Origin of the sequence: Acinetobacter lwoffii (genome assembly GCF_024129685.1) — a bacterium.
GTDB lineage: Bacteria > Pseudomonadota > Gammaproteobacteria > Pseudomonadales > Moraxellaceae > Acinetobacter > Acinetobacter lwoffii_X.
On sequence record NZ_JAMXXL010000013.1, the window covers coordinates 49,702 to 72,096 of the forward strand.

The following is a 22,395-nucleotide window of genomic DNA, read 5'->3' on the forward strand; positions in this document are numbered from 1 at the left end:
AAGAGAGCAAACCTTTCAATCCACTCCCTCCTTAAATTTCCGTTATATAATAACATCGTTCTTGCTATTTTTCAGGTCAGTTTTACATCTAAAAATCATAAATACCCAAAATAATCACATGTTCTTCTTATATGGCGCTCAAAGCCCTTACCCTTTTCCTGACTGTTTCACTCAACTTTATACATTTTAAGTATAGTATCTTTATTTTTATCTTATGATTTTTTAATTTTTCCAATAGTTTGCATAAAAAAAGCACACCTGAAGGTGTGCTTTTTTCTAAACTGCGAAGAGCAGCCTATTAGCCTGCCATATCTAAAAGCATATTACGGATGTGACCGATTGCTTTTGTTGGGTTCAAGCCTTTAGGACATACAGATACACAGTTCATGATGCCTTTACAACGGAACAATGAGAACGGGTCGTCTAGACGAGCCAAACGCTCTTGTGTTCCAGTGTCACGCGAGTCAATGATGAAGCGGTAAGCGTTCAACAATGCTGAAGGACCCAAGAACTTGTCCGGGTTCCACCAGAATGACGGGCATGAAGTTGAACAGCATGCACATAGAATACATTCATATAGACCATCAAGATGCTCACGCTCTTCAGGAGATTGTAAACGTTCCTTAGGAGGCGCAGGCTGGTTGTTGATCAAGAATGGATGGATCTTGTTGTACTGATCATAGAACTGGTTCATGTCAACCACCAAGTCTTTCACTACAGGAAGACCAGGCAATGGACGAACAGTAATTTCATTTGGTAAATCGTTCAGGTTCCAAAGACACGCCAAACCGTTTTTACCATTGATGTTCACGCCATCAGAACCACAAATACCTTCACGACATGAACGACGGAACGTTAAAGTCTCGTCCTGTACTTTCAATGCAAGAAGTGCGTCAAGCAACATACGATGCTTGTCAGTCAGTTCAAGTTTGAAAGTTTGCATGTACGGTGCTTTATCCTTGTCAGGATCGTAGCGGTAGATATGAAATGTACGAGTACCTCTACTCATCTGAATTCTCCTGATTAGAATGTACGTGGTTTAGGTGGAATCGCGTCAACCGACAATGGACGGTAACGAACTGGCTTGTACTCTAGACGGTTATCCGCAGAGAACCATAAAGTGTGCTTCATCCACTCATCATCACGACGACCATATGGGTATTCAGCATGGTCTGGAGACTCTTCAAAGTCTACAACCGTATGTGCACCACGGCATTCTTTACGAGCAGCAGCTGAAATAAGCGTTGCTTTCGCAACTTCATACAAGTTTTCAACTTCAAGTGCTTCAATACGTGCAGTGTTGAATACTTTAGATTTGTCTTTCAAGTGAATATTGCGTACGCGCGGTTCAATTGCAAGAATCTGCTTCACACCTTCGTCTAGAAGCGCAGATGTACGGAATACACCAGCGTGGTCTTGAACGATGTCACGGATTGCATCAGCAACGTCTTGAGCATTCTCACCTGTAGTCGATTCGTCAAGTTTACGAATACGTTCAACAGTTTCTTGAAGCACAGTTGTTGGAAGTGGCTCATATTCGCCATCGTGCTGTTTAGTCACATATTCAATGATATGTTGACCAGCAGCCTTACCAAATACAACCAAGTCAAGCAATGAGTTCGTACCTAGACGGTTCGCACCGTGTACAGATACACATGAACATTCACCGATTGCATAGAAGCCTTTTACTGGCTTAGCAAAGTCACGACCTTCGGCATTTGTAGAGTAAACGTCGGTGTCTTTATTGTAGTTAGCAACAAGCGCTTCAGTTTCACGAGACTCAGGAACAACCACTTGACCATGAATATTCGTTGGAATACCACCCATTTGGTAATGAATTGTTGGTACTACAGGAATTGGCTCTTTAGTGATGTCAACGTTCGCGAATTTCTTACCAATCTCAAATACAGATGGAAGACGTTTCATGATCGTGTCAGCACCCAAGTGCGTCATATCAAGCAGGATGTAATCGCCTTTAGGACCACAACCACGACCTTCTTTGATCTCTTGGTCCATAGAACGTGATACGAAGTCACGTGGCGCCAAGTCTTTCAAAGTTGGTGCATAACGTTCCATGAACGGTTCGCCGTCTTTGTTACGAAGGATTGCACCTTCACCACGACAACCTTCAGTCAACAATACGCCTGCGCCCGCAACACCCGTTGGGTGGAATTGCCAGAATTCCATATCTTGTAATGGAATACCTGCACGAGCAGCCATACCAAGACCGTCACCAGTGTTGATATAAGCATTTGTAGATGCACGGTACACACGACCAGCACCACCAGTAGCGAACAAAGTCGCTTTTGCTTGGAATACTGCAATTTTACCAGTTTCCTGATCAATTGCTGTAACACCAAGAACGTCGCCTTTTTCGTTACGGATCAGGTCAAGCGCAATCCATTCAACGAAGAATTGAGTGCCCATTTTCACGTTGCTTTGATAAAGCGTGTGAAGAAGTGCGTGACCGGTACGATCGGCAGCAGCGCATGCACGTGGCACAGCTTTCTCACCGTAGTTTGCCGAGTGACCACCGAATGGACGCTGGTAAATTGTACCATCAGCGTTACGGTCGAATGGCATACCTAGGTGTTCAAGCTCATAAACCACTTGAGGCGCTTCACGAGTCATGAACTCGATCGCGTCTTGGTCACCCAACCAGTCCGAACCTTTAACGGTGTCATAGAAATGGTAGTGCCAGTTATCTTCTTGCATGTTACCAAGAGATGCACCAATACCACCCTGCGCTGCAACAGTGTGCGAACGGGTTGGGAATACTTTAGTCAGAACCGCAACTTTCAAACCAGCTTGAGCAAGTTGGTAAGACGCACGCATACCTGAACCACCACCACCAACGATGACAGCATCGAAAGTTTCGTGTGGAATATTTGTGTAATCTTCTTTAGGGTTTATAGCGCCCATGATTGTTTCCTATCAATTCGCCCAAAAAATCTGGATCGCCCAGATTGCATATGCAAGTACAGCAATGATCACTGCTGAAGTCAGTACAAGGCGTAAACCTGAAGCTGAAGGACCCATTTGACGAGTAGTCACATAATCCGTGAATACCTGCCACATCCCGATCCATGCGTGTGCAACAAGAGATAAGACCGCCAATAAAGACATAATCTTCATTGGAACTGTCATCATAAAGCCGTACCACTGTTCAAAGTTGAAACCACCATTCAGTAGAATCCAACCCAGTACAACAACGGTATAAACAGCTAGAACTACAGCACTGACACGTTGGAGAAACCAATCGCGAGAACCTGAACCTGTTAAACCAGTAGCGCTTTTCATTAGAGTACGATCCATACAAATGCTGCAACAATACCGATTGCAGACAAGATTAATGCGATAGTAGATGCAACACGGCCACTTTCTAGTTCTTCAGCAACGCCAATGTCAGCAAGTAAATGCTTAACACCCGCAATAAAGTGAAAAATCATGCCGGCGACAAATACCCATACAATAAAGCGAACAATGAAACCGTTAAAGATTTCTTGAACTTGCGCAAAACCTTCAGGCGAAGACAATGACTTGTCTAAAATCCATAGAAGGACCGGTACGAGTAAGAATACGATAACACCTGAAAGACGGTGTAGAATTGATGCAATAGCCACGGGTGATTTTAAGTTTACTTCTAAAACTTGACCCATGGACAAATTGACAGGTCTGTTGCTTTTCACAGCGGGCATCCTGTAAGTAAAAACTCCATCCGGAGTTTGTTGGAATTAATTCGAAGGAAAGCTGGCATTCTCAGGCAAATACATGCCTAAAATCAAAACGACACTGAATTATAAAACGTGAACTATTAAAATACAAACGGCTGAATTTGGCTTTTTGGATAAAAAACCATTAAATAAGAATCATTAACAACAATAAGTCAGACTTTATATATTATTCCACCCTTTCAATTCCTATCTATATGATTGTTTTTAAATAATTAAGATGATTAATTTACTCGGTTTTCAGCCTACAGGATCATGTTTGAGTTTTAGACTAAAGATGCACAGTTCCATCACAAATATTATTTAAATCTCTTTTTAATTCAGATTTAAATCAAGTGTCTAGATTTAACAGACCAATTGCCCCAATTCATCAGCAGCGCAGTGATTCAGATAACCTGATGTTAAATAGCGACTTAGTACACCACACGATGGGTTTTTCAATCGATTTGAAGCATTTAGATTCAAAAAATCATTCATTTATTTTTATACTGCTTACCTTTGCTGCCAAACTGGCCATTTATTAAGCTACTTTTTAATCAATTGAACCATATTCAAAATTCAATTAATTGCTTTTATTTATAATTCTACCTGTTAAATTCAGCTTGGCAAAAACGATGTAAGTTATGAGATTTATATAGTTTTAAGCATGCTCACCTTAATCTTTCACTATTTTCGCCCGCATTTCTTGCTAGGAAAAAACGCTTACAAATGCCCCAAGCAGTCTATTTTTTTCTGCACCTCTGCATCAATTTGACTTATTATAGAGGTTTGATGCTGTGATTTTACTGAACTTTTTATACTGAGCGAATGTGACTAAACTGCTGTGCGGCCGTCATTTTTCATCCATAAGTATAATTGACAAAATTTCAGTACTCACTAATCTTATAGCAAATTTTTGATCCGTCCGTTTTGTGCATTAAAAGATTGATAGACAAAGCGGATATACATTCACCAGGACAGGAGATCTATTGAATGTCTGAAGCAACTGGCAAGAAAGCCGTTTTACAGCTTGATGGCAAAGAAATTGAACTACCAATTTACAGCGGCACATTGGGCCCAGATGTAATCGACGTTAAAGATGTGTTGGCTGCAGGTCACTTTACTTTTGATCCTGGTTTTATGGCGACAGCTGCGTGCGAGTCTAAAATCACGTTCATCGATGGTAACAAAGGTGTACTTTTACACCGCGGCTACCCAATCGATCAATTGGCGACTAAAGCTGATTACTTGGAAACTTGCTATTTATTGTTAAATGGCGAACTTCCAACTGCTGAGCAAAAAGAAGAATTTGACGCTAAAGTACGTAACCATACAATGGTTCACGATCAAGTTAGCCGTTTCTACAATGGTTTCCGTCGTGATGCGCATCCTATGGCGATCATGGTAGGTGTGGTTGGTGCGTTGTCTGCGTTCTATCACAACAACCTTGACATCGAAGATGTGAACCACCGTGAAATCACTGCAATTCGTTTAATCGCGAAGATTCCTACGCTGGCGGCTTGGAGCTACAAGTACACCATCGGTCAACCATTCGTTTACCCACGTAACGACCTTGGTTATGCAGAAAACTTCCTGCACATGATGTTTGCTACTCCTGCAGACCGTGATTATAAAGTTGATCCAATTCTTGCAAAAGCAATGGACCGTATCTTCACGCTTCATGCTGACCACGAACAAAATGCGTCTACGTCTACAGTACGTTTAGCTGGTTCTACCGGTGCGAATCCGTATGCATGTATCGCTGCTGGTATCTCTGCACTTTGGGGCCCTGCTCACGGCGGCGCGAACGAAGCTGTTCTTAAGATGCTTGACGAAATCGGCACTGTAGAAAACGTTGCTGGCTTCATGGAAAAAGTAAAAACTAAAGAAGTTAAACTAATGGGCTTCGGTCACCGAGTTTACAAAAACTTCGATCCACGTGCGAAAGTAATGAAAGAAACTTGTGACGAAGTTCTTGGTGCACTTGGCATCAATGATCCACAGCTTGCATTGGCTATGGAACTTGAACGTATCGCGCTTTCTGACGAATACTTCATCAAGCGTAACCTTTACCCGAACGTAGACTTCTACTCAGGTATCATCCTTAAAGCGATTGGTATCCCGACTGAAATGTTTACTGTAATCTTCGCGCTTGCACGTACTGTTGGCTGGATCAGCCACTGGTTAGAAATGCACAGCGGTCCTTACAAGATCGGTCGTCCTCGTCAGCTTTACACTGGCGAAGTTCAACGCGATATCGTTCGTTAATTCGAACCGCGTCGAAAGACTTAAAAAAAACCACCCTCCCGGGTGGTTTTTTTTAGTGCTGACAAAAGCCTACAAAAAATTGACCTGAAACGTTTTAAAATTAGCATATCAAAATCATATTCACGAACTAAGTCACCTAAAAACAGGATGCATATTGAATGCTGTTGTATTTTCTGCCCTTTATTTTAAGACTGGTTCGTTTTGAACAGTTTAAGTGCCGCAGTCTAACGCCTGGTGAAATCAAAATTTCCCAACAGGTATTTGGCAACCTGATCGATTATTCTCGCGTTAAAATCATGAATCACCCCTACCTGCCCTGGCAATCCAAACATGTCATTATGGCGCCCAGTGGCTATATACATGTACGCAATTTAAATTATCGGGAAGATTATTCGCGCGAGAGTTTATCTTATCAGGCGCTATTTATTCATGAGATGGCACATATTTATCAACATCAATGCCGGATCAATGTGCTTTTAAAAGGGGCATTTTTACAAAGTGCTTATTTTCTCAGCTTAGGAAAATATAATCCGTACAAATATCAATTTAATCCCAACAAATCATTTTCAACCTACAATATTGAACAACAAGGCGATATTGCCCGGGATATTTTTCTAAAAAAAATTCCGAATATTATTTTAAACCCACAAATAAACAGATGATATTTAATCAGTTTAATTCTAAACAATATAGATAAGGCATATTTTAAAAACCCAAATTTTGACTTCAGTGTTTAAATCTATATAAGCCTAGATGCATAAAAAATCAGCATATTTTCTAATTTTATATTATAACTTTTTCACTCAATGCCTGTTCTGCTAAATCAGCTCTAGCTTATCGATAAAATTTCGATAAAATAAGCCGGTATGATTATTTTGCATCGCACATTAAGATTCAATGATCATGCGATAAAAAGTTTTTTTATTTAAGCCATTTGGCATTTTATGAATATCGAAGTGCACTCAACTGAATAATTAGAATTATAAAAATCAGTAATTTAGTGTATCAACCTATAGGAATAGGATTTACTTGGAATGAAAAGTTTTAAAATTGCGATTGCTCAATTCTCTCCACATGTGGGCAATCTGGATGCAAATACGCAAAAAATGATTGATCTGGCCAATCAGGCTAAAAAAGATAAAGCAGATCTGATTATCTTTCCTGAACTTTCAACGCTGGGCTATCCTGCAGAAGACTTATTAATTCGCCCGAGCTTGGTGAAACGCACCAAAGCAGCTTTTGAAAAACTGACTGAAGTAAAAGATATTGTGATGGTCTTTGGTTTTGTTAATCAAACTGAAGATGGTCAGCGTTATAACTCGGCTGCTGTCATGAAAGATGGCGAAGTGCTGGGTGTTTATAACAAACAAGTGTTGCCAAACTATGGTGTATTTGATGAAAAACGTTATTTTGGCGAAGGTCATCAGCATCTGGTATTTGAGTATCTTGAACATAAATTTGGCGTACTGATCTGTGAAGATGTCTGGTCTTTGGCGACTGTTCAGCAACTGGCAAAATTGAATATCGACACAGCTTTGGTACTGAATGCATCGCCATATGAAGTGGGTAAACCACAACATCGCATTGAAACCATGGCGGCCTTGGTCAAACAGCTAAATATCAATCTGGTGTACTGTAACCAGGTCGGTGGTCAGGATGATCTGATCTTTGACGGTACCAGTTTTGTGCTCAACAAATCTGGCGAGGTGGCTTTACAGGCACCAACTTTCCAGGAAAATCTGGCAATTGCAGAATTTAATGCTGAACAACTGCAATTCAGCAAAGGTGCAATTGCACCTGCTTTAGACACCATGGCTGAGATTTATCAAAGCCTGGTCATGGCCACACGTGATTATGTACAGCGTTCTGGCTTCCCAGGTGTGATTCTGGGACTGTCTGGCGGCATTGACTCTGCCCTGACCCTAGCGATTGCTGTAGATGCGCTTGGCGCAGACAAAGTTCAAGCTGTGATGATGCCTTATACCTATACCGCACAAATCAGTGTGGAAGATGCAGCGGCTCAAGCCAAAAATATGGGCGTGACTTTCGGTATTGCCGAAATCAATCCAGTGGTAAGCGGCTTTATGCAGGTGCTATTCCCGTTCTTTGGCAACGCTCCAGTCGATGCTACCGAGGAAAACCTGCAAGCACGTTCACGGGGCACCTTATTGATGGCCCTGTCTAACAAATTCGGTAATCTGGTGCTGGCAACCGGTAATAAGTCTGAACTAGCTGTCGGTTATTGCACCCTGTATGGCGATATGGTCGGTGGTTATGCAGTTCTGAAAGATGTGTATAAAACCATTGTATTTGAACTGGCGAAATATCGTAACAGCATTTCAGAAACTCCAGTGATTCCGGAACGTGTGATTACCCGTCCACCTTCAGCAGAACTGCGTCCAGATCAGGTCGATCAAGACTCTTTACCTGCCTATGACATTCTAGATGCGATCTTGTACTCTTATATTGAAGAAGATATGAGTCAAGACGATATCATTGCCAAAGGCTTTGATGCTGAAGTCGTGAAAAAAGTGATTCGTCTGGTTGATATCAATGAGTACAAGCGCCGCCAAGGTGCCATTGGACCACGTATCAGTTCACGTTCTTATGGTCGTGAGCGTCGTTATCCAATCGTCAATGGATGGAAAGCAGGTAGCTAAATTCTGCTCTCAATGATGTAAATCAGAATCGTCCAAGTGAATGCTTGGGCGATTTTTTTATGCGACAGTAAAATGAAGATCAGACTCAACATTAAGGAAAAATGATGTTTTGAGAAATCTGAAAAAATTAGTGGATGCTTCAAATATTTTTTATAGTTTGCAGTACTTTTTAAAAGACAAAAAAAGAGACCAAGCTGAGAGCTTGGTCTTTTAAAATGGTGGCTATGACGAGACTTGAACTTGTGACCCCCGCATTATGAGTGCGGTGCTCTAACCAACTGAGCTACATAGCCGTAAACTGTGTGCGCATTATCGTAATTTCAGCTTCTATCGTCAAGCATTTTAAAACACAAATGTTCAGTCTTTATGCAAATACGGAATAAACTTTTAAATTTTAAACAAAAAAGGGTTTTTTAGTATGTAATTCACGCATTCATAGCACCATTTAATTCTTCGAGGAATCATTAGATGTATAAAATCAAAATATTTATTTTACTCATTGGCCTTTCAAGTCTGAGTGCCTGCCAGACCATCTCGCCTATTTTCGTAGATTATAATGGCGTCAGACGTGATGTGGCACAGTGGATTAATCAGCAGCAACTGATGAGCATGCAGCAGAAAAGGTCTTTGGCACAACTCAGCAGAGCACAGCAGAAAATCGAGCGCTATCCGGAATATGATCAGAGCCAACGACTGGCGGTAACCCGGGAAAATCAGATTGCATTACATTGTGCGCGTTTACATGTGACAGAACATAAAATCCGGCAGCTACAGCAAAAAATTTATGCAGGTGAAGCTCAAACAATTTTAAATCGCTATGAACAGCTGTCACCGCAAATAAAATTAGACCCGACCTCTATTCGATGTGATTAATCACTGTCTTAGGCTATCACATTAATTACATATAAATTATTAACTTAGGCTAAATAAATCACCCAATTAAATAGCTCTAAACAGGTGCTTCATTTTTTAATCTATTAGACATTATACCTATGTATTTACTTGGTTTTATTTTTATACAATACAGGCTATGATCAAAGTATAAACAACTATTCGTACCCGGTTTAACGCGTCATAATTTTATAACTCTAAATTCCCCTCAGGAGAATTCTAATGCCTTTTGAACATATTTTAGTACCTGTTGACGGTTCAGAAACATCGTATGCTGCAGTGGATAAAGCTGTAGAAATTGCCAAAGCATTTAACAGTAAAGTCACAGTGGTTCAAGTGCTGGCACTGGACCCTTATATCGCTGCGGAATATATCTCTGCGGCACAAACCAATGACCTGATTGAACGTGCCCGTACTTCCATCCTGAAAACGCTGGATGAAGCCAAAGCAAAATTCTCTGGTGCCGGTGTTGAAGTGGATACACAGCTCCTTGAGGGTCAGGTAATTTATAGCGAGATTGTCAAAGCAGCTAAAGATTTAAATTCTGACCTGATCGTGATTGGTTCCCATGGTCGCACGGGCTTCAAAAAGCTGTTCCTTGGCAGCGTAGCGCAAAGCATTCTCGGCCAAGCGGATATCCCAGTAATGGTGATTCGCAACTAAGTTATGTTTAAAATCCCCACTTTTCACCAAGTGGGGATTTCTTTTATATCTTGACCAGACCATCCCATTGATAGCGTTTTAAATCCAAGCGATCACCTTTAAGAAAAATTCCTTCCTGCATGAGTTTTTGCTGCTGGATATTCTGGCCATGTTCGTCCAGTTGCTTCACACTGATTTTCGCCTGGGCATTGATCACCCGATACCAAGGAATATCAGTGTCCGAATCTAGATGACTTAATACCCGTCCGACCAATCGCGCATGTTTGGGTAAACCTGCCAGTCTAGCAATCTGTCCGTAGGTGGCGACTTTGGCATACGGAATCTGATTGACCACAGCCAAAATCATTTCTGCCATTTCCTGACTGGCTGAACTTGTCTGGGTCATTTTCATCTCATTAATAGCTTATTTAAATCAAAAATCACAATCCACCCCCAGTAAAAAAGCTATAGGAGAGTGATTAAGCCTGATGAAATACGCTGATTCAAGCTCTCATCTCACTATAAAAACCAATCTAACAGTCTCTTGATCTTCTAAGTTTTATCTTTAGAAATTATCCGGATTTTCTAAGCGTTTTACTTCCTGAACCTTATCTGGATGATGCACCGTGGCGACTCCATCTGCATCTTTCTGATCAATCAGAATCTCTGGCTGAAAGATAGTGATGGTCTCATTTCCTTTGGCATCTTCCCCGACAATATAGCGAAAACCCTTACGATTCATTTTATGACACATGCGTTGATACCAGCCTTTAAAGCTCTCAGTTTCTTCATTGGGATTATAGTAAAAGGCATTCATCACCGCAGGTAAGCCCAAGCCACATACCACACCGGACAATAACACCACAATAAAGGTATAACCCACCAGAATACTGCTATACGCTTCCAGCTGAGGAATATTGGCGACCGCCAGAATTAAAGCCAAAGAAATCCCGCCACGTACCCCGCCCCAAGACAGGATGGTCAAACTACCGTTATAGCTTTTCTTGCTGACTTTTGGGAACATAGCAAAGGCCAGATAGTTGGCTGCAAAACGGGCCAGATGTAGAATCACAAAAGCCACCATTCCGCCCAGAACCAGACTGGTACTCAAGTCCAGAATAAACAATTCTAGACCAATCAGGGTAAACAGGAATGAATTGATAATTCCCTCAACCGTATGCCAGAAATGATTAACGTCACCAATTTCAGCATCTGCCAGGATTTCTTTCCATTTATTGCCAACAATCAAACCACCAATCACACAGGCAATTGGCGCGGAAGCATGTGCCAGCAAAGCCACCAGATAGGAACCACAAGCCAGCAAGGCCGTGGTCAAAATCAGAGATTCCATTTCATGCTTACCGCGCAAAATCCGCAAGATCGCAAAACCGAATCCGAAACCAATCAGCACCGCCACGACAATTTCATAAAGCAAGGTTTGCAGCACTGCCAGTACCGTAAAGTTTTCACCTTGCAGAACATTGAGCAAGGTCATAAATAAGGCAATACACATTGCATCATTAAACAGTGATTCGCCTTCAAGCTTGACAATCAAATGATGCGGTGCGCGAACCGAACTCAATACGCCTTTGATGCCGATCGGATCTGTGGCGCCCAAGGCCGCCCCTAGCAAGAGCAAAACCAGCAGGTCAACATGTTTACCAATCAGGAACTGATAACCATACAACACCACACCAAAGAACACTGCACAGAACACCAAAGCCAGACCAGCCAAAATACTGATCGGCCGCCAGTGGTTACGCAAATCTGAGACCTTAAACTTCAGCGCAGATGAGGTCAGGATAAAACAGATCACACCATTGATCAGAAAATCATAGAAATCGACGTGACGAACAGCCTGCTCGATATTGTCAATATTGATGCTAAAGAATGGATTGCCATGCAGTAAACTGGCGCCCCACTGCAAAATGAAAACAAAGATTGCCGAGACAATAGGGACACCAATCGCTTGCGGAAAACCCAAAACACGCTTATTAAACATCGTCGTAGCAATGGACAGGGCAAATACGACTGTGAGTAGCTGAAGAAAAAAGAAATTTCCCATTCGGTTTCCTAAAATCGGGCGAGATGGAGCACTATGCGCCGAGAGGCGTTGTTAAAATAGAGATTTGAATAGCAAGCTATTCTGGCAAAACAAGTTTAGTCCGTTTTTTATCGAATTGAGTTAAGTTTCTTTTCAGTATTTTCGAATGATGATTTAACATACAGGTCAGCACTCGGCTTTTGCTTCCACATTTTTCTATTTTGAATTTTTCTCCCATGCATCAAACTGTCAAAACCATTTTTCGTCTCTGTTTTGCCAGCGTGATTTTTCTGATCACGTTGTCCTTATGTTTTACCTGCTTTGCTAAAATTCAGGAAATTCTGCAAGCAGAACAGCATTATCAGCAAGCCACCAGCATTCCCTTAAAAAGTACAGCCGGCGAACAGTATGTATTGGTGTCCAATAACCAGCGACCAGACAATGCAATTTTTATTCTGATTGCAGGAAATGGTTATGTGGCCAAAATCAACTGTGAACATTACAGCGCTTTATGTAGCGATGAAGACAATCAATCGCATACCCGTCAAATCCAGACTGTTGACTTAATCAAAGCGGGAAATCTGTTCTATATTGAAAAAATCCAGTTCAGAGATAGCCGAACCGGCAAAGCAACTGCTTTAGAATATAACAAACAAGAAATTCAGCAGTTTTATCAAAATGACATGAGCAACCTCAAATATACAGTCTTTGCAATTGCACTGTTTGCTTTGGCTGCATTATTTGTCAGTATCAAGATATTAAGAAACTTCCGGCGTTTTCTGCATAAATAAAAAAAGGAGCATCTGCTCCTTTTTTTATCGAAGTCATTTAAATATTTTGATTAAAGGTATCACAATTCGCAACTTGACCGGATTTCAAGCCGGTGTTAAACCATTGTACCCGCTGCGCGCTGCTGCCATGGGTAAAGCTGTCCGGCACCACCTGCCCGCGAGCACGTTTCTGTAAATAATCATCGCCAATTTTATGGGCGGCATCCATCGCTTCCTGCACATCACCCTGTTCCAGAAATTGGGTACGTTCATGATTATGGTAAGCCCAAACGCCGGCCAGACAGTCTGCCTGCAATTCTTGACGCACTGAAAGCTGATTACTTTGCACTTCGCTTGCTTGCTGACGTGCTTGCTGTACTTGAGAAGAAATACCTAAAATCGTCTGGATATGATGCCCCACTTCATGGGCCACGACATAGGCCAGCGCAAAATCCCCCGCCTGATCATTGCGGGAAAGTTCGGTGGCATTCTGTTCTCCGGTAATGCCCATTTGGGTACGCATATCTTTAAAGAATGCAGTATCGATATACACTTTCTGGTCTGTCGGGCAGTAGAAAGGCCCCATCGCCGCCTGAGCAGTACCACAACCAGAATTCACGATGCCGTTAAACAACACCAGTTTCGGTGGGACATACTGCTGATTTAACTGCTGCTGAAACACCTGATTCCAGGTATCTTCAGTATCTGCCAATACGGTGCCGACAAAATCAATCGACTCCTGCTGTTCTGGCGTGGGATTTTCCAGGCCACGTGTTTCTGCTGCACCCGATACACCCTGAGTGACCTGCTTGGTGGTTTGATAAGCCTGCTGTGGATCGACACCAAAAAACTTCCAGGCCACAAAGGCTACAATCAACCCAACAATACTGATTCCGCCAGCTTTGGCACCACCACCGCGACGGTCTTCTACATTGCTACTGACACGACGACCTTTCCAACGCATAGTCTTTTCCTTTTCTTAATCTGCTCAATATCCAGATATTTCCACACCTTAAGCTTTTGATGATTTAGGCCAGATTTTCTTAATCAGGCTGATGACCAGCATCACCAGCAGACCCGCTAAAATTCCTACTGCGAAATTAATCAAGGTCGGCGTCACGGCACCGACAATATTACCGATGCTAGGAATATCCTGCACATAGGCCACACTGTCTTCAGTAAAGTGATGAATAAAAGGAATAGCATGGTTAATAATTCCACCGCCCACCAGAAACATCGCAGCGGTCCCAACAATGGAGAGAATTTTCATTAAGATCGGGGCAAATGCCAACAAGCCACGTCCTATTTTTTGTTTAAAATCGGACTGCTGTTCAGTCAGATGCAGACCGATATCATCCAGTTTGACAATCAGCGCAACAAAACCATAAACACCAATGGTCATCACCACCGCGATCAGGCTTAAAACAGTCACTTTGGTCAGCATCGAGGCTGCGGCGACCGTTCCCAAAGTAATCACGATAATTTCAGCAGACAGGATAAAGTCAGTGCGAATAGCACCTTTGACTTTTTCATTTTCAAACTGGTGCAAATCCATTTCTGTATGAATCAATTGCTCACGCGCCTGTTCCGCGTCCTTGGCCTTCGGTGTATGCAAGGTATGAATAATTTTTTCCACGCCTTCATAACATAGGAACAAACCACCCAGCACCAACAAGGGATTAATCAGCCAGCCTGCAATAAAGCTGATTAATAATGCCAGCGGCACCAAAATCAGTTTATTAACAAAAGAACCTTTGGCAACTTTCCAGACCACCGGTAATTCACGATCAGCCCGCACACCTGTCACTTGCTGCGCATTTAAAGCCAGATCATCACCAAGGACGCCTGCTGTTTTTTTTGCTGCCATTTTGCTCATGACAGCGACATCATCCAGAACAGTAGCAATATCATCTAATAATAGTAATAAACTGCTCGCCATACTTATTATCCTTATCTTCTTTCCAGATAGTTTAATCAAAATTCTTAAAAATATTGTATTCACTTGTTTAATTTATAAGATTTTTTTACGACAGCTTTTTTTCTGGCTGACAATCAAAAACAGAATGCCGTACAATGTTGCCATTCGTTAAAATACAGCTGTAGTACTGACTACCCTTTGGAATAGATAATGAGTAATCAAGATAATCGTCCAGTGATCTTGACGGGCGACCGTCCTACCGGACAACTCCACCTCGGCCACTTTGTGGGTTCATTACGCTCTCGTGTAGGTCTGCAAGATTCTCACCATCAACACTTGTTACTCGCCGATGCTCAAGCCCTAACTGATAATGCGGACAATTTTGAAAAAGTACGTCGTAACATTATTGAAGTGGCGACGGATTATCTGGCTGTCGGTATTGATCCAACTAAAACCACAATTTGTGTTCAGTCATGCTTACCTGCCTTAAATGAACTGACCATGCTATATCTCAACTTTGTGACTGTTTCACGTCTTGAGCGTAACCCGACCATTAAATCTGAAATCCAGATGCGTGGTTTTGAGCGTGATATTCCAGCCGGCTTCTTGTGCTACCCGGTGGCTCAAGCTGCTGACATTACAGCATTTAAGGCAACGGTTGTTCCTGTGGGTGAAGATCAAATTCCAATGATCGAACAGACCAACGAAATCGTGCGTCGTTTAAACCGTCAAATTGGTCATGACCTGCTACCAGAATGTAAGGCACTTCTTTCCAATGTTGGTCGCCTACCTGGTTTTGATGGTAAAGCAAAAATGTCGAAATCTTTGGGCAATACCATTGTGCTGGATGCGACAGATAAAGATATTAAGAAAGCCGTCAATGCAATGTATACCGATCCGAATCATCTGCGTATTGAAGATCCAGGTCAGGTCGAAGGCAATGTGGTATTTACTTATCTAGATGCCTTTGACCCAAATAAAGAAGAGCTGGAAGAGCTCAAAGCCCATTATCGTCGTGGTGGTTTAGGCGATGGTACAGCGAAAAAACGTCTGGAAAGTATTTTAAAAGAATTGATCGGCCCAATTCGTGAGCGTCGTATTGAACTGGCTAAAGATCCCGATTACATCATGGATATCCTGAAAACCGGTACGGATAAATGTCGCGATATTACCCAGGCGACACTGGATGAAGTTAAATCTGGCCTCGGTGTATTCCATTTTTAATTAGAAAAAATTGCTCTTAAAAGCTCTTCTGATGAAGAGCTTTTTTGTTTAAGCTAAAATTGCGCAAAAATGATGCAAATATCCCCACATAATCTTCATAGTTTTAACCTTATTTAACATGTATTAACATGAATACTGATGAGTCATATGAGAATGCATCCTATTATGATTGTATTCAGTAAGGAATCAGATTTAACTCTCTCCACAGTTAATGAAGTAGTTTGAAAGACATTCCTTTTTCTACGCAGTGACAACCCCAATCATTGCGTTTTTTTTGTCTTTAATTTTTGAATCTATTTTATTTCAAGTATAAAAAAACCCGCCAGAGCGGGTTATTTTGAATTCAGCATTTAAGCATTTTTATGACGCATATGCGGGAACAAGATCACATCGCGGATACTTGCTGCATTGGCAAAGATCATCACCAGACGATCAATACCAATACCCTCACCTGCAGTTGGAGGAAGACCGTATTCCAATGCTTCTACAAAGTCTGCATCGTAGTGCATGGCTTCATCATCACCAGCATCTTTTTCAGCAACCTGTGCCTGGAAACGCTCAGCCTGATCGATTGGATCATTTAACTCCGAGAAGCCATTGGCCAACTCACGGCCACCGATGAAGAATTCAAAACGGTCGGTAATGTGTGGATTGTGATCATTACGGCGTGCCAATGGAGAAGTTTCCGCTGGATATTCTGTAATGAACGTCGGCTGACGCAATTTGGTTTCTACGGTTTCTTCAAATACCATGGTTTGCAGTTTGCCCAGACCAAAACCTGGTTTCACCGGCTCTTTCAATTCTTCCTGAAGGAATTTTGCCAGGAACTCACGGTCATTGACATTTTCAGGGGTAAATTGCGGGTTATTTTCCAGAATTGCATCGAACATTGAAATTTTCTTGAATGGCCCTTTGAAGCTATACACTTCATCGCCATAAGGCACATCAGTGGTACCCAAGATATCAATCGCCAGACGCTCCAGCATTTGCTCGGTCAATTCCATCAAGTCTTTGTAATCTGCATAAGCCTGATAGAATTCGATCATGGTGAATTCAGGGTTGTGACGGGTAGAAACACCTTCGTTACGGAAGTTACGGTTAATTTCAAACACACGTTCAAAACCGCCGACCACCAAACGCTTTAAGTAAAGCTCTGGCGCAATACGCAAGAACAGCGACATGTCCAGTGCATTATGATGTGTTTCGAAAGGACGTGCCGATGCACCGCCTGGAATCACATGCATCATTGGCGTTTCAACTTCCATATAGCGCTTTTCAGTCAGGAAGGCACGGATACCCGCCACAACTTTGGCACGAATTTCAAAAGTTTTACGTGTTTCTTCGTTAACGATCAGATCAAGATAACGTTTACGATACTTTACTTCAGTATCGTTCAAACCATGGAACTTGTCTGGAAGCGGACGTAATGATTTGGTCAGTAATTCAAAATGTTCGATGTGTACATACAAATCGCCTTTACCTGAACGACCGATATAACCTTCGACTGCGATGATATCGCCAAGGTCCAGACCTTTAATGGTAGCCAGGACATCTTCAGCGAGTTCTTTACGCGCCACATATAGCTGGATACGACCTGTCATGTCCTGGATCACAATAAATGAACCACGGTTCAACATCACTCGACCGGCAACTTTGACGTAGACCTTTTCGCCTGCTTCAATTTCTTCTTTAGATTTATCAGCGAACTGGTCTTGTAAATCTTGGGCATAATGCTCACGCTTAAAGGTATTCGGCCATGGGCTCTTACCTGTTTCTTGTGCCTGAGCTTCGATTTGCTTTAACTTGGCATGACGCTGTGCAATTAAATCGTTTTCGGAAATGATTTGTTCAGAAGTCGATTGAGCGTTAGTTTGCGTCATCTCTGCCTCGAATAAGATTAGTTAAAAAATAGAAGTTGCATAGAATAGCAGAAATCCTTCTCAAATCGTAGCGCAAACACTCTCAGGAACCGGCTTTTCTTTGGAAAAATCCACTATCCTGCTATTTACACCATTCGGTTGAGCCCTTCTGTCACTCTTTTAAATTCCCTTTCTTCAACCTTTTGCAGCACCCCGCTGCTCTCAGTTGGGATTAAAGTTTAAATCAGACAGGGGTTATACAAAATCATTGCACTGCAAAATTGTGGCTTAGACCAATAGCTAACTGCCTTGTACACCCAGACGTTCTACAATGACGCTCAGATTGAAGATGATATGCCAATCAACAAATAACCAATATGGCATGTCCCATAAAAATGAGTAATGAACTATGTCTAAGATTTTGTTTTTACATGGCTTAGATTCCTCCAGAGAATCCACCAAGTTCCATGCCATTGATGTGGTACATAAATACTGTATCGATGTCGATTATCGAAATCTGAGTTATAGTTCGGTCACCGAGTTTTATCATGAGATGATTGAAACCATCAAACCGGATATTCTGGTCGGCCACAGTCTTGGCGGTTATTGGGCACTGAAAATGTCACAAGCGTATCAAATTCCATGTGTAGTGGCCAATCCCATTTTGCAGCCTAACTTCCGCGATGATTATCCGCCGATTGGGCATCACGATTTACAGCATGATATTCCTCAGTTTGCCTATCTGGAGCTGGGCGATGAAATTCTGGATATGCATGCGGTTCAGACACAACTTGAAGACTATATGCAAATTCAGGCAGTTGATGGCGGCCATCATCGTCTGGAACATCCTGAGCAAATTAATACACTGATTCAGGAAATCGAAGATCATTTTATCAGGCAATAAAAAAGCCCCACAATTTTGGGGCTTTTTTTAAATGTATAACTTAAGCAACTGCCGCTTCAGGCTGAGATTTGTCATCCAGCACTGACCAGATATCCAGGCCTAATTCAGCATGCAGGTCAGGAAGATCAAGGAAGATACTTGCGCCAAGTACTTCATGTTGACATTTTTGAGCCAGTTCATTCACTGCTTTTAAGGTTCCGCCAGTTGCCAGAACATCATCCACAATAATTACTTTCTGGGACTGAACTTCCGCAGACATTTCTAAACGATCCATACCATATTCCAGGCTATAACCCACACCGACCACTGGAGGTGGCAATTTGCCTGCTTTACGCACCAACAATAAGCCTTTGCCTGTACGTTGTGCCAACAAGCTTGCCAACACAAAACCACGCGCTTCGACCGCAATAAAGCTTTCTACTTCTGCCAGTTTGTCAGCAGGAATGCTGGCAATCAAAGCGTCAGTCAAAGGACCAATATTGCTCATGAAAAGTGGGGTCAAATCAAAGAAGCAAATTCCTGGTTTTGGAAAATCTTGGACCGTACGAATGTGAGACCACAAAGAAGTAGACAAATTGCTCATGGGAGATCTTAAAAAAAGAAAAGGAATATGGGAATTTTAAACCTATTTGAGTAGAGCGGACAAGCCAAGCTGCCTAATAAAAACCCGACGTTTAATTACAAGATATTGATTTTATTATATTGATTTATTTTAAAAATATTTAATCCGGACTTTACTGATTTTAAATTACCTAAAAACTCAAGTTTTTACTGCACGACTTTGGTCTATCCCACAAGATAAACACTCATTTTTGCCATCGTCAGCTTTTTATCCTTTAACCGCCTACGCCAGAAAAGCTGATTGGCGTGATTTTTAGATAAATGAGGAATGTGTCGTCTATTCTGCTGCTAATTTCGCTGATTAAGCTTTTATTCACTTTACTTTATGAATAGAACTGCGTAAAAATTTAGCCAAATATGTTCACTGTTAAAAAGTCATATTCTTTTAGAGTCTTGCCTTTTATGGATTTTAAGCTGACGCCTACAGTTGCTCAGTTTTGGAGAGTTACATGAGAAAGTTTCAATGCATCGTATGTGGATGGATTTATGACGAGGCAGAAGGTTGGCCTCAAGACGGGATCGTAGCAGGCACCAAATGGGAAGATATCCCAGATGACTGGACCTGTCCAGATTGCGGCGTGTCTAAAATTGATTTCGAAATGATCGAAGTCTAATCACGTCCAGTTAAAGGCCATATCCATATGGTCTTTTTTTATGCCTTTCAATCATTTATACAGCATGGAGCTCTACCATATGGAAACAACTATGCATCCTATCGTCATTATTGGTTCAGGTATGGCGGGTTATGCCGTAGCACGTGAATTTCGTAAACTCAATCCAGAACATGAATTGCTGATGATCTGTGCGGATGATGCGGTCAATTACGCCAAACCGACGCTCTCCAATGCTTTGGCTGGCAATAAATCGCCTGAACAAATTCCACTAGGCGATGCGGCTAAAATGTCAGCACAGCTGAATATGCGCATTGAACAGCATACCTGGGTCAAAGCCATTCATCCGGAAGATCATCAGCTGGTTCTGGAAAAAGATGGTCAGGAAAGTACGCAAAATTATAGCAAACTGGTATTAGCCATCGGTGCCAATCCGGTACGTCTGGCGATTGCCGGTGATGCCAGCGATGACATTCATGTCGTCAACAATTTGAGTGACTATAAAGCTTTCCGTAACAATCTGGCAGCACGTGAAGACAAACGTGTAGTAATTTTAGGTGCAGGCCTGATTGGCTGTGAATTTGCCAACGACCTACAAAATACCGATCATCAGGTTACAGTCATTGATTTAGCCCCTCAGCCACTTGGCCGCTTATTGCCAGAACATGTTGCTACTGCATTCCAGAAGAATCTTGAAGAAACCGGCATTCACTTTGTCTTGGGCACAACGGTCGAAAAAGTCTCTCGTGCGGGCAATGGTGATTATCTGGTCACGCTGGCCAACGGTCAGTCTTTGGTCGCTGATGTAGTGTTATCTGCGGTGGGCTTACAGCCGAATATTTCTTTGGCGAAACAGGCAGACGTACATACCAGTCGCGGAGTGTTAACCACGGCACAACTGGAAACCAACCAGGTCGATATTTATGCTGTGGGCGACTGTGCCGAGGTCAATGGAACTTTATTGCCTTATGTTATGCCGATCATGCAACAAGCCCGCGCTTTGGCAAAAACCTTAAATGGTGAACATACTGCCGTGCATTATCCGGCTATGCCAGTGGCAGTTAAAACGCCTGCTGCTCCTTTAACGGTATTGCCTGCACCGGTTGATGTTGATGTCACCTGGGAAACTGAAGAGTTTGACGATGGCATGCTGGCTAAAGCGTTCGATGCTAACGGCACCTTACGCGGTTTCGTGCTTTTGGGCGCCACTGCAGCCAAACAGCGTCTGGCCTTGACCAAGCAGGTTCCTGACTTGATTCCTGCTGCGGTTTAGAGGTTTAATAGCAAGGATATTTTTTAAACGAAATATCCTTTAATTAGGACAGCGACTATGTACAGCGCAGCACAGTTTAATCTTTCCCCATATACCTCGTTTATGCATGAAACCAAGGTTGATCTTGGTAATGGGATCCAGCTACATGTCGAGGTTGGCGGAAATCCGGAACATCCCACCATTTTGCTGATTATGGGTCTGGGTGGGCAAATGCTGTACTGGCCTGACTTTTTCTGCAAGTCACTGATAGACAATGGCTATCACATCATCCGTTTTGATAATCGTGATATTGGTCTGTCTTCAAAAGTCCATCACAAAGGTCCACGCCTGAATACCCTGAAAATGATGAGCCGTTTTGTGCTGGGTCTGGGTAATCAGGGTGCACCTTATGATCTATATGATATGGCCGAAGATGTCAGTCTGCTGATTGAAAAAATGCAGCTGGAACAGGTCTATGTGCTGGGTGCTTCGATGGGCGGTATGATTGCCCAGATTCTGGCCGCGCGTTATCCGGACAAAGTCAAAAAACTGGGCTTACTGTTTACCAGCAATAACCAGCCGATGTTGCCACCGCCCTTCCCTAAGCAACTCTTTAGTTTGATTGACAAACCGGCTTCAACAGATGAAGATGGCATTGTTGATCATAGTTTGAAACTGTTTAAGATCATCGGCTCGCCAGGTTATGTCAATCATCTGGAAGCGGTACAGACCGCCCGTAAATTATATAAGCGAAGTTACTATCCTGCTGGTGTACTTCAACAGTTTTTAGCAATATTATGTACAGGCTCATTGCTGCAACTGGACAAGCAAATCAAACAAGAAACCCTGGTAGTCCATGGTTCTCGAGATCGATTGCTGCCTCCTAGCCATGGCAAGGCCGTTGCGAAAGCAATTTCAGGGGCTAAATTTGAATTAATTGATGGAATGGGGCATGATATCCCACCGCATTTTATTCCATATCTTAGCGAATTATTTGCTGATCATTTTAAATCATAAACAT

The 22,395-nt window shown here is 42.3% G+C and carries 21 protein-coding genes and 1 tRNA gene; 11 read left to right on the forward strand and 11 right to left on the reverse strand.

Annotation, left to right across the window (positions count from 1 at the left end):
* Positions 1-298 precede the first annotated feature (298 nt).
* From NI464_RS08215 to sdhC, 4 genes are read right to left on the reverse strand one after another with little or no spacing between them, the layout of a single operon-like run.
* Positions 299-1,009, reverse strand: a complete 711-nt coding sequence (locus tag NI464_RS08215) for a succinate dehydrogenase iron-sulfur subunit (RefSeq protein WP_004279433.1) — start codon at positions 1,007-1,009, stop codon at positions 299-301.
* 14 nt (positions 1,010-1,023) lie between these two features.
* Positions 1,024-2,922: an FAD-binding protein gene (locus NI464_RS08220; protein WP_004646289.1), complete on the reverse strand. Its 1,899-nt coding sequence runs from the start codon at positions 2,920-2,922 to the stop codon at positions 1,024-1,026.
* 12 nt (positions 2,923-2,934) lie between these two features.
* Entirely contained in the window at positions 2,935-3,300 is a 366-nt protein-coding gene (gene sdhD, locus NI464_RS08225; protein ID WP_004279431.1) for a succinate dehydrogenase, hydrophobic membrane anchor protein, read from the reverse strand.
* A complete protein-coding gene (sdhC, locus tag NI464_RS08230) occupies positions 3,300-3,698 on the reverse strand; it encodes a succinate dehydrogenase, cytochrome b556 subunit (RefSeq protein WP_004279430.1) in 399 nt (132 codons plus the stop codon). The genes sdhD and sdhC overlap by 1 nt, the downstream gene beginning before the upstream one ends.
* Positions 3,699-4,703: 1,005 nt before the next feature.
* Here sdhC and gltA point away from each other — a divergent pair.
* From gltA to NI464_RS08245, 3 genes are all read left to right on the forward strand, one after another.
* Positions 4,704-5,978 carry a citrate synthase gene (gene gltA / locus NI464_RS08235; protein ID WP_004279429.1) on the forward strand — a complete coding sequence of 425 codons (1,275 nt, stop codon included), beginning with the start codon at positions 4,704-4,706 and terminating at the stop codon, positions 5,976-5,978.
* Between the two features lie 158 nt (positions 5,979-6,136).
* Positions 6,137-6,640, forward strand: a complete 504-nt coding sequence (locus NI464_RS08240) for a hypothetical protein (protein WP_253138151.1) — start codon at positions 6,137-6,139, stop codon at positions 6,638-6,640.
* 372 nt (positions 6,641-7,012) lie between these two features.
* A complete protein-coding gene (locus tag NI464_RS08245; RefSeq protein WP_253112786.1) occupies positions 7,013-8,638 on the forward strand; it encodes an NAD+ synthase in 1,626 nt (541 codons plus the stop codon).
* A 216-nt stretch (positions 8,639-8,854) separates the two neighbouring features.
* Here the strand turns inward: NI464_RS08245 and NI464_RS08250 are convergent.
* Positions 8,855-8,931: transfer RNA gene (locus NI464_RS08250), tRNA-Met, on the reverse strand.
* Positions 8,932-9,106: 175 nt separating this feature from the next.
* Between NI464_RS08250 and NI464_RS08255 the strand changes: the two genes are divergently transcribed.
* Both NI464_RS08255 and NI464_RS08260 read left to right on the forward strand, forming a co-directional pair.
* On the forward strand, positions 9,107-9,511 hold the full coding sequence (locus tag NI464_RS08255; RefSeq protein WP_004646284.1) for a hypothetical protein: 405 nt from the start codon (positions 9,107-9,109) through the stop codon (positions 9,509-9,511).
* A gap of 240 nt (positions 9,512-9,751) precedes the next feature.
* Entirely contained in the window at positions 9,752-10,192 is a 441-nt protein-coding gene (locus NI464_RS08260; protein WP_004279425.1) for a universal stress protein, read from the forward strand.
* Between the two features lie 43 nt (positions 10,193-10,235).
* Here the strand turns inward: NI464_RS08260 and NI464_RS08265 are convergent, their stop codons facing one another.
* Together NI464_RS08265 and NI464_RS08270 are read right to left on the reverse strand one after the other, a co-directional pair.
* Entirely contained in the window at positions 10,236-10,577 is a 342-nt protein-coding gene (locus NI464_RS08265) for an MGMT family protein (RefSeq protein ID WP_004730272.1), read from the reverse strand.
* Between the two features lie 159 nt (positions 10,578-10,736).
* Positions 10,737-12,236: a cation:proton antiporter gene (locus tag NI464_RS08270; protein ID WP_253138152.1), complete on the reverse strand. Its 1,500-nt coding sequence runs from the start codon at positions 12,234-12,236 to the stop codon at positions 10,737-10,739.
* 215 nt (positions 12,237-12,451) lie between these two features.
* Here NI464_RS08270 and NI464_RS08275 point away from each other — a divergent pair, with 215 nt between their 5' ends.
* Complete coding sequence (locus tag NI464_RS08275; RefSeq protein WP_071850583.1) at positions 12,452-13,006, forward strand: hypothetical protein; 555 nt, start codon at positions 12,452-12,454, stop codon at positions 13,004-13,006.
* Between the two features lie 37 nt (positions 13,007-13,043).
* On the opposite strand, the gene ypfJ is transcribed toward NI464_RS08275, so the two are convergent.
* Positions 13,044-13,949 (reverse strand): KPN_02809 family neutral zinc metallopeptidase, encoded by a 906-nt coding sequence (gene ypfJ, locus NI464_RS08280; protein WP_004279421.1) that lies wholly within the window; start codon positions 13,947-13,949, stop codon positions 13,044-13,046.
* Positions 13,950-13,997: 48 nt separating this feature from the next.
* Positions 13,998-14,924, reverse strand: coding sequence for a DUF808 domain-containing protein (locus NI464_RS08285; RefSeq protein ID WP_004646278.1), 927 nt, complete (start codon positions 14,922-14,924; stop codon positions 13,998-14,000).
* Positions 14,925-15,113: 189 nt separating this feature from the next.
* On the opposite strand from NI464_RS08285, the gene trpS reads away from it, so the two are divergent.
* On the forward strand, positions 15,114-16,127 hold the full coding sequence (gene trpS / locus NI464_RS08290; protein ID WP_253138153.1) for a tryptophan--tRNA ligase: 1,014 nt from the start codon (positions 15,114-15,116) through the stop codon (positions 16,125-16,127).
* 350 nt (positions 16,128-16,477) lie between these two features.
* Here the strand turns inward: trpS and lysS are convergent, their stop codons facing one another.
* Entirely contained in the window at positions 16,478-18,007 is a 1,530-nt protein-coding gene (lysS, locus tag NI464_RS08295) for a lysine--tRNA ligase (protein WP_155861861.1), read from the reverse strand.
* A gap of 388 nt (positions 18,008-18,395) precedes the next feature.
* Here lysS and NI464_RS08300 point away from each other — a divergent pair, with 388 nt between their 5' ends.
* Positions 18,396-18,890: a YqiA/YcfP family alpha/beta fold hydrolase gene (locus NI464_RS08300; RefSeq protein ID WP_004279417.1), complete on the forward strand. Its 495-nt coding sequence runs from the start codon at positions 18,396-18,398 to the stop codon at positions 18,888-18,890.
* Between the two features lie 40 nt (positions 18,891-18,930).
* Here NI464_RS08300 and NI464_RS08305 read toward each other — a convergent pair whose 3' ends face one another.
* The gene (locus tag NI464_RS08305) at positions 18,931-19,473 is read right to left on the reverse strand and encodes an adenine phosphoribosyltransferase (RefSeq protein ID WP_004646276.1); all 543 of its coding nucleotides are present in this window, start codon (positions 19,471-19,473) and stop codon (positions 18,931-18,933) included.
* A 487-nt stretch (positions 19,474-19,960) separates the two neighbouring features.
* Between NI464_RS08305 and rubA the strand changes: the two genes are divergently transcribed.
* The 3 genes from rubA (at position 19,961) to estB (ending at position 22,391) form a co-directional block, all read left to right on the forward strand.
* The gene (rubA, locus tag NI464_RS08310; RefSeq protein ID WP_004646274.1) at positions 19,961-20,125 is read left to right on the forward strand and encodes a rubredoxin RubA; all 165 of its coding nucleotides are present in this window, start codon (positions 19,961-19,963) and stop codon (positions 20,123-20,125) included.
* Between the two features lie 91 nt (positions 20,126-20,216).
* Positions 20,217-21,395: a rubredoxin reductase RubB gene (gene rubB / locus NI464_RS08315; protein ID WP_253138158.1), complete on the forward strand. Its 1,179-nt coding sequence runs from the start codon at positions 20,217-20,219 to the stop codon at positions 21,393-21,395.
* A 57-nt stretch (positions 21,396-21,452) separates the two neighbouring features.
* The gene (gene estB / locus NI464_RS08320) at positions 21,453-22,391 is read left to right on the forward strand and encodes an esterase EstB (protein WP_004646272.1); all 939 of its coding nucleotides are present in this window, start codon (positions 21,453-21,455) and stop codon (positions 22,389-22,391) included.
* The last annotated feature ends 4 nt before the right edge of the window (positions 22,392-22,395 follow it).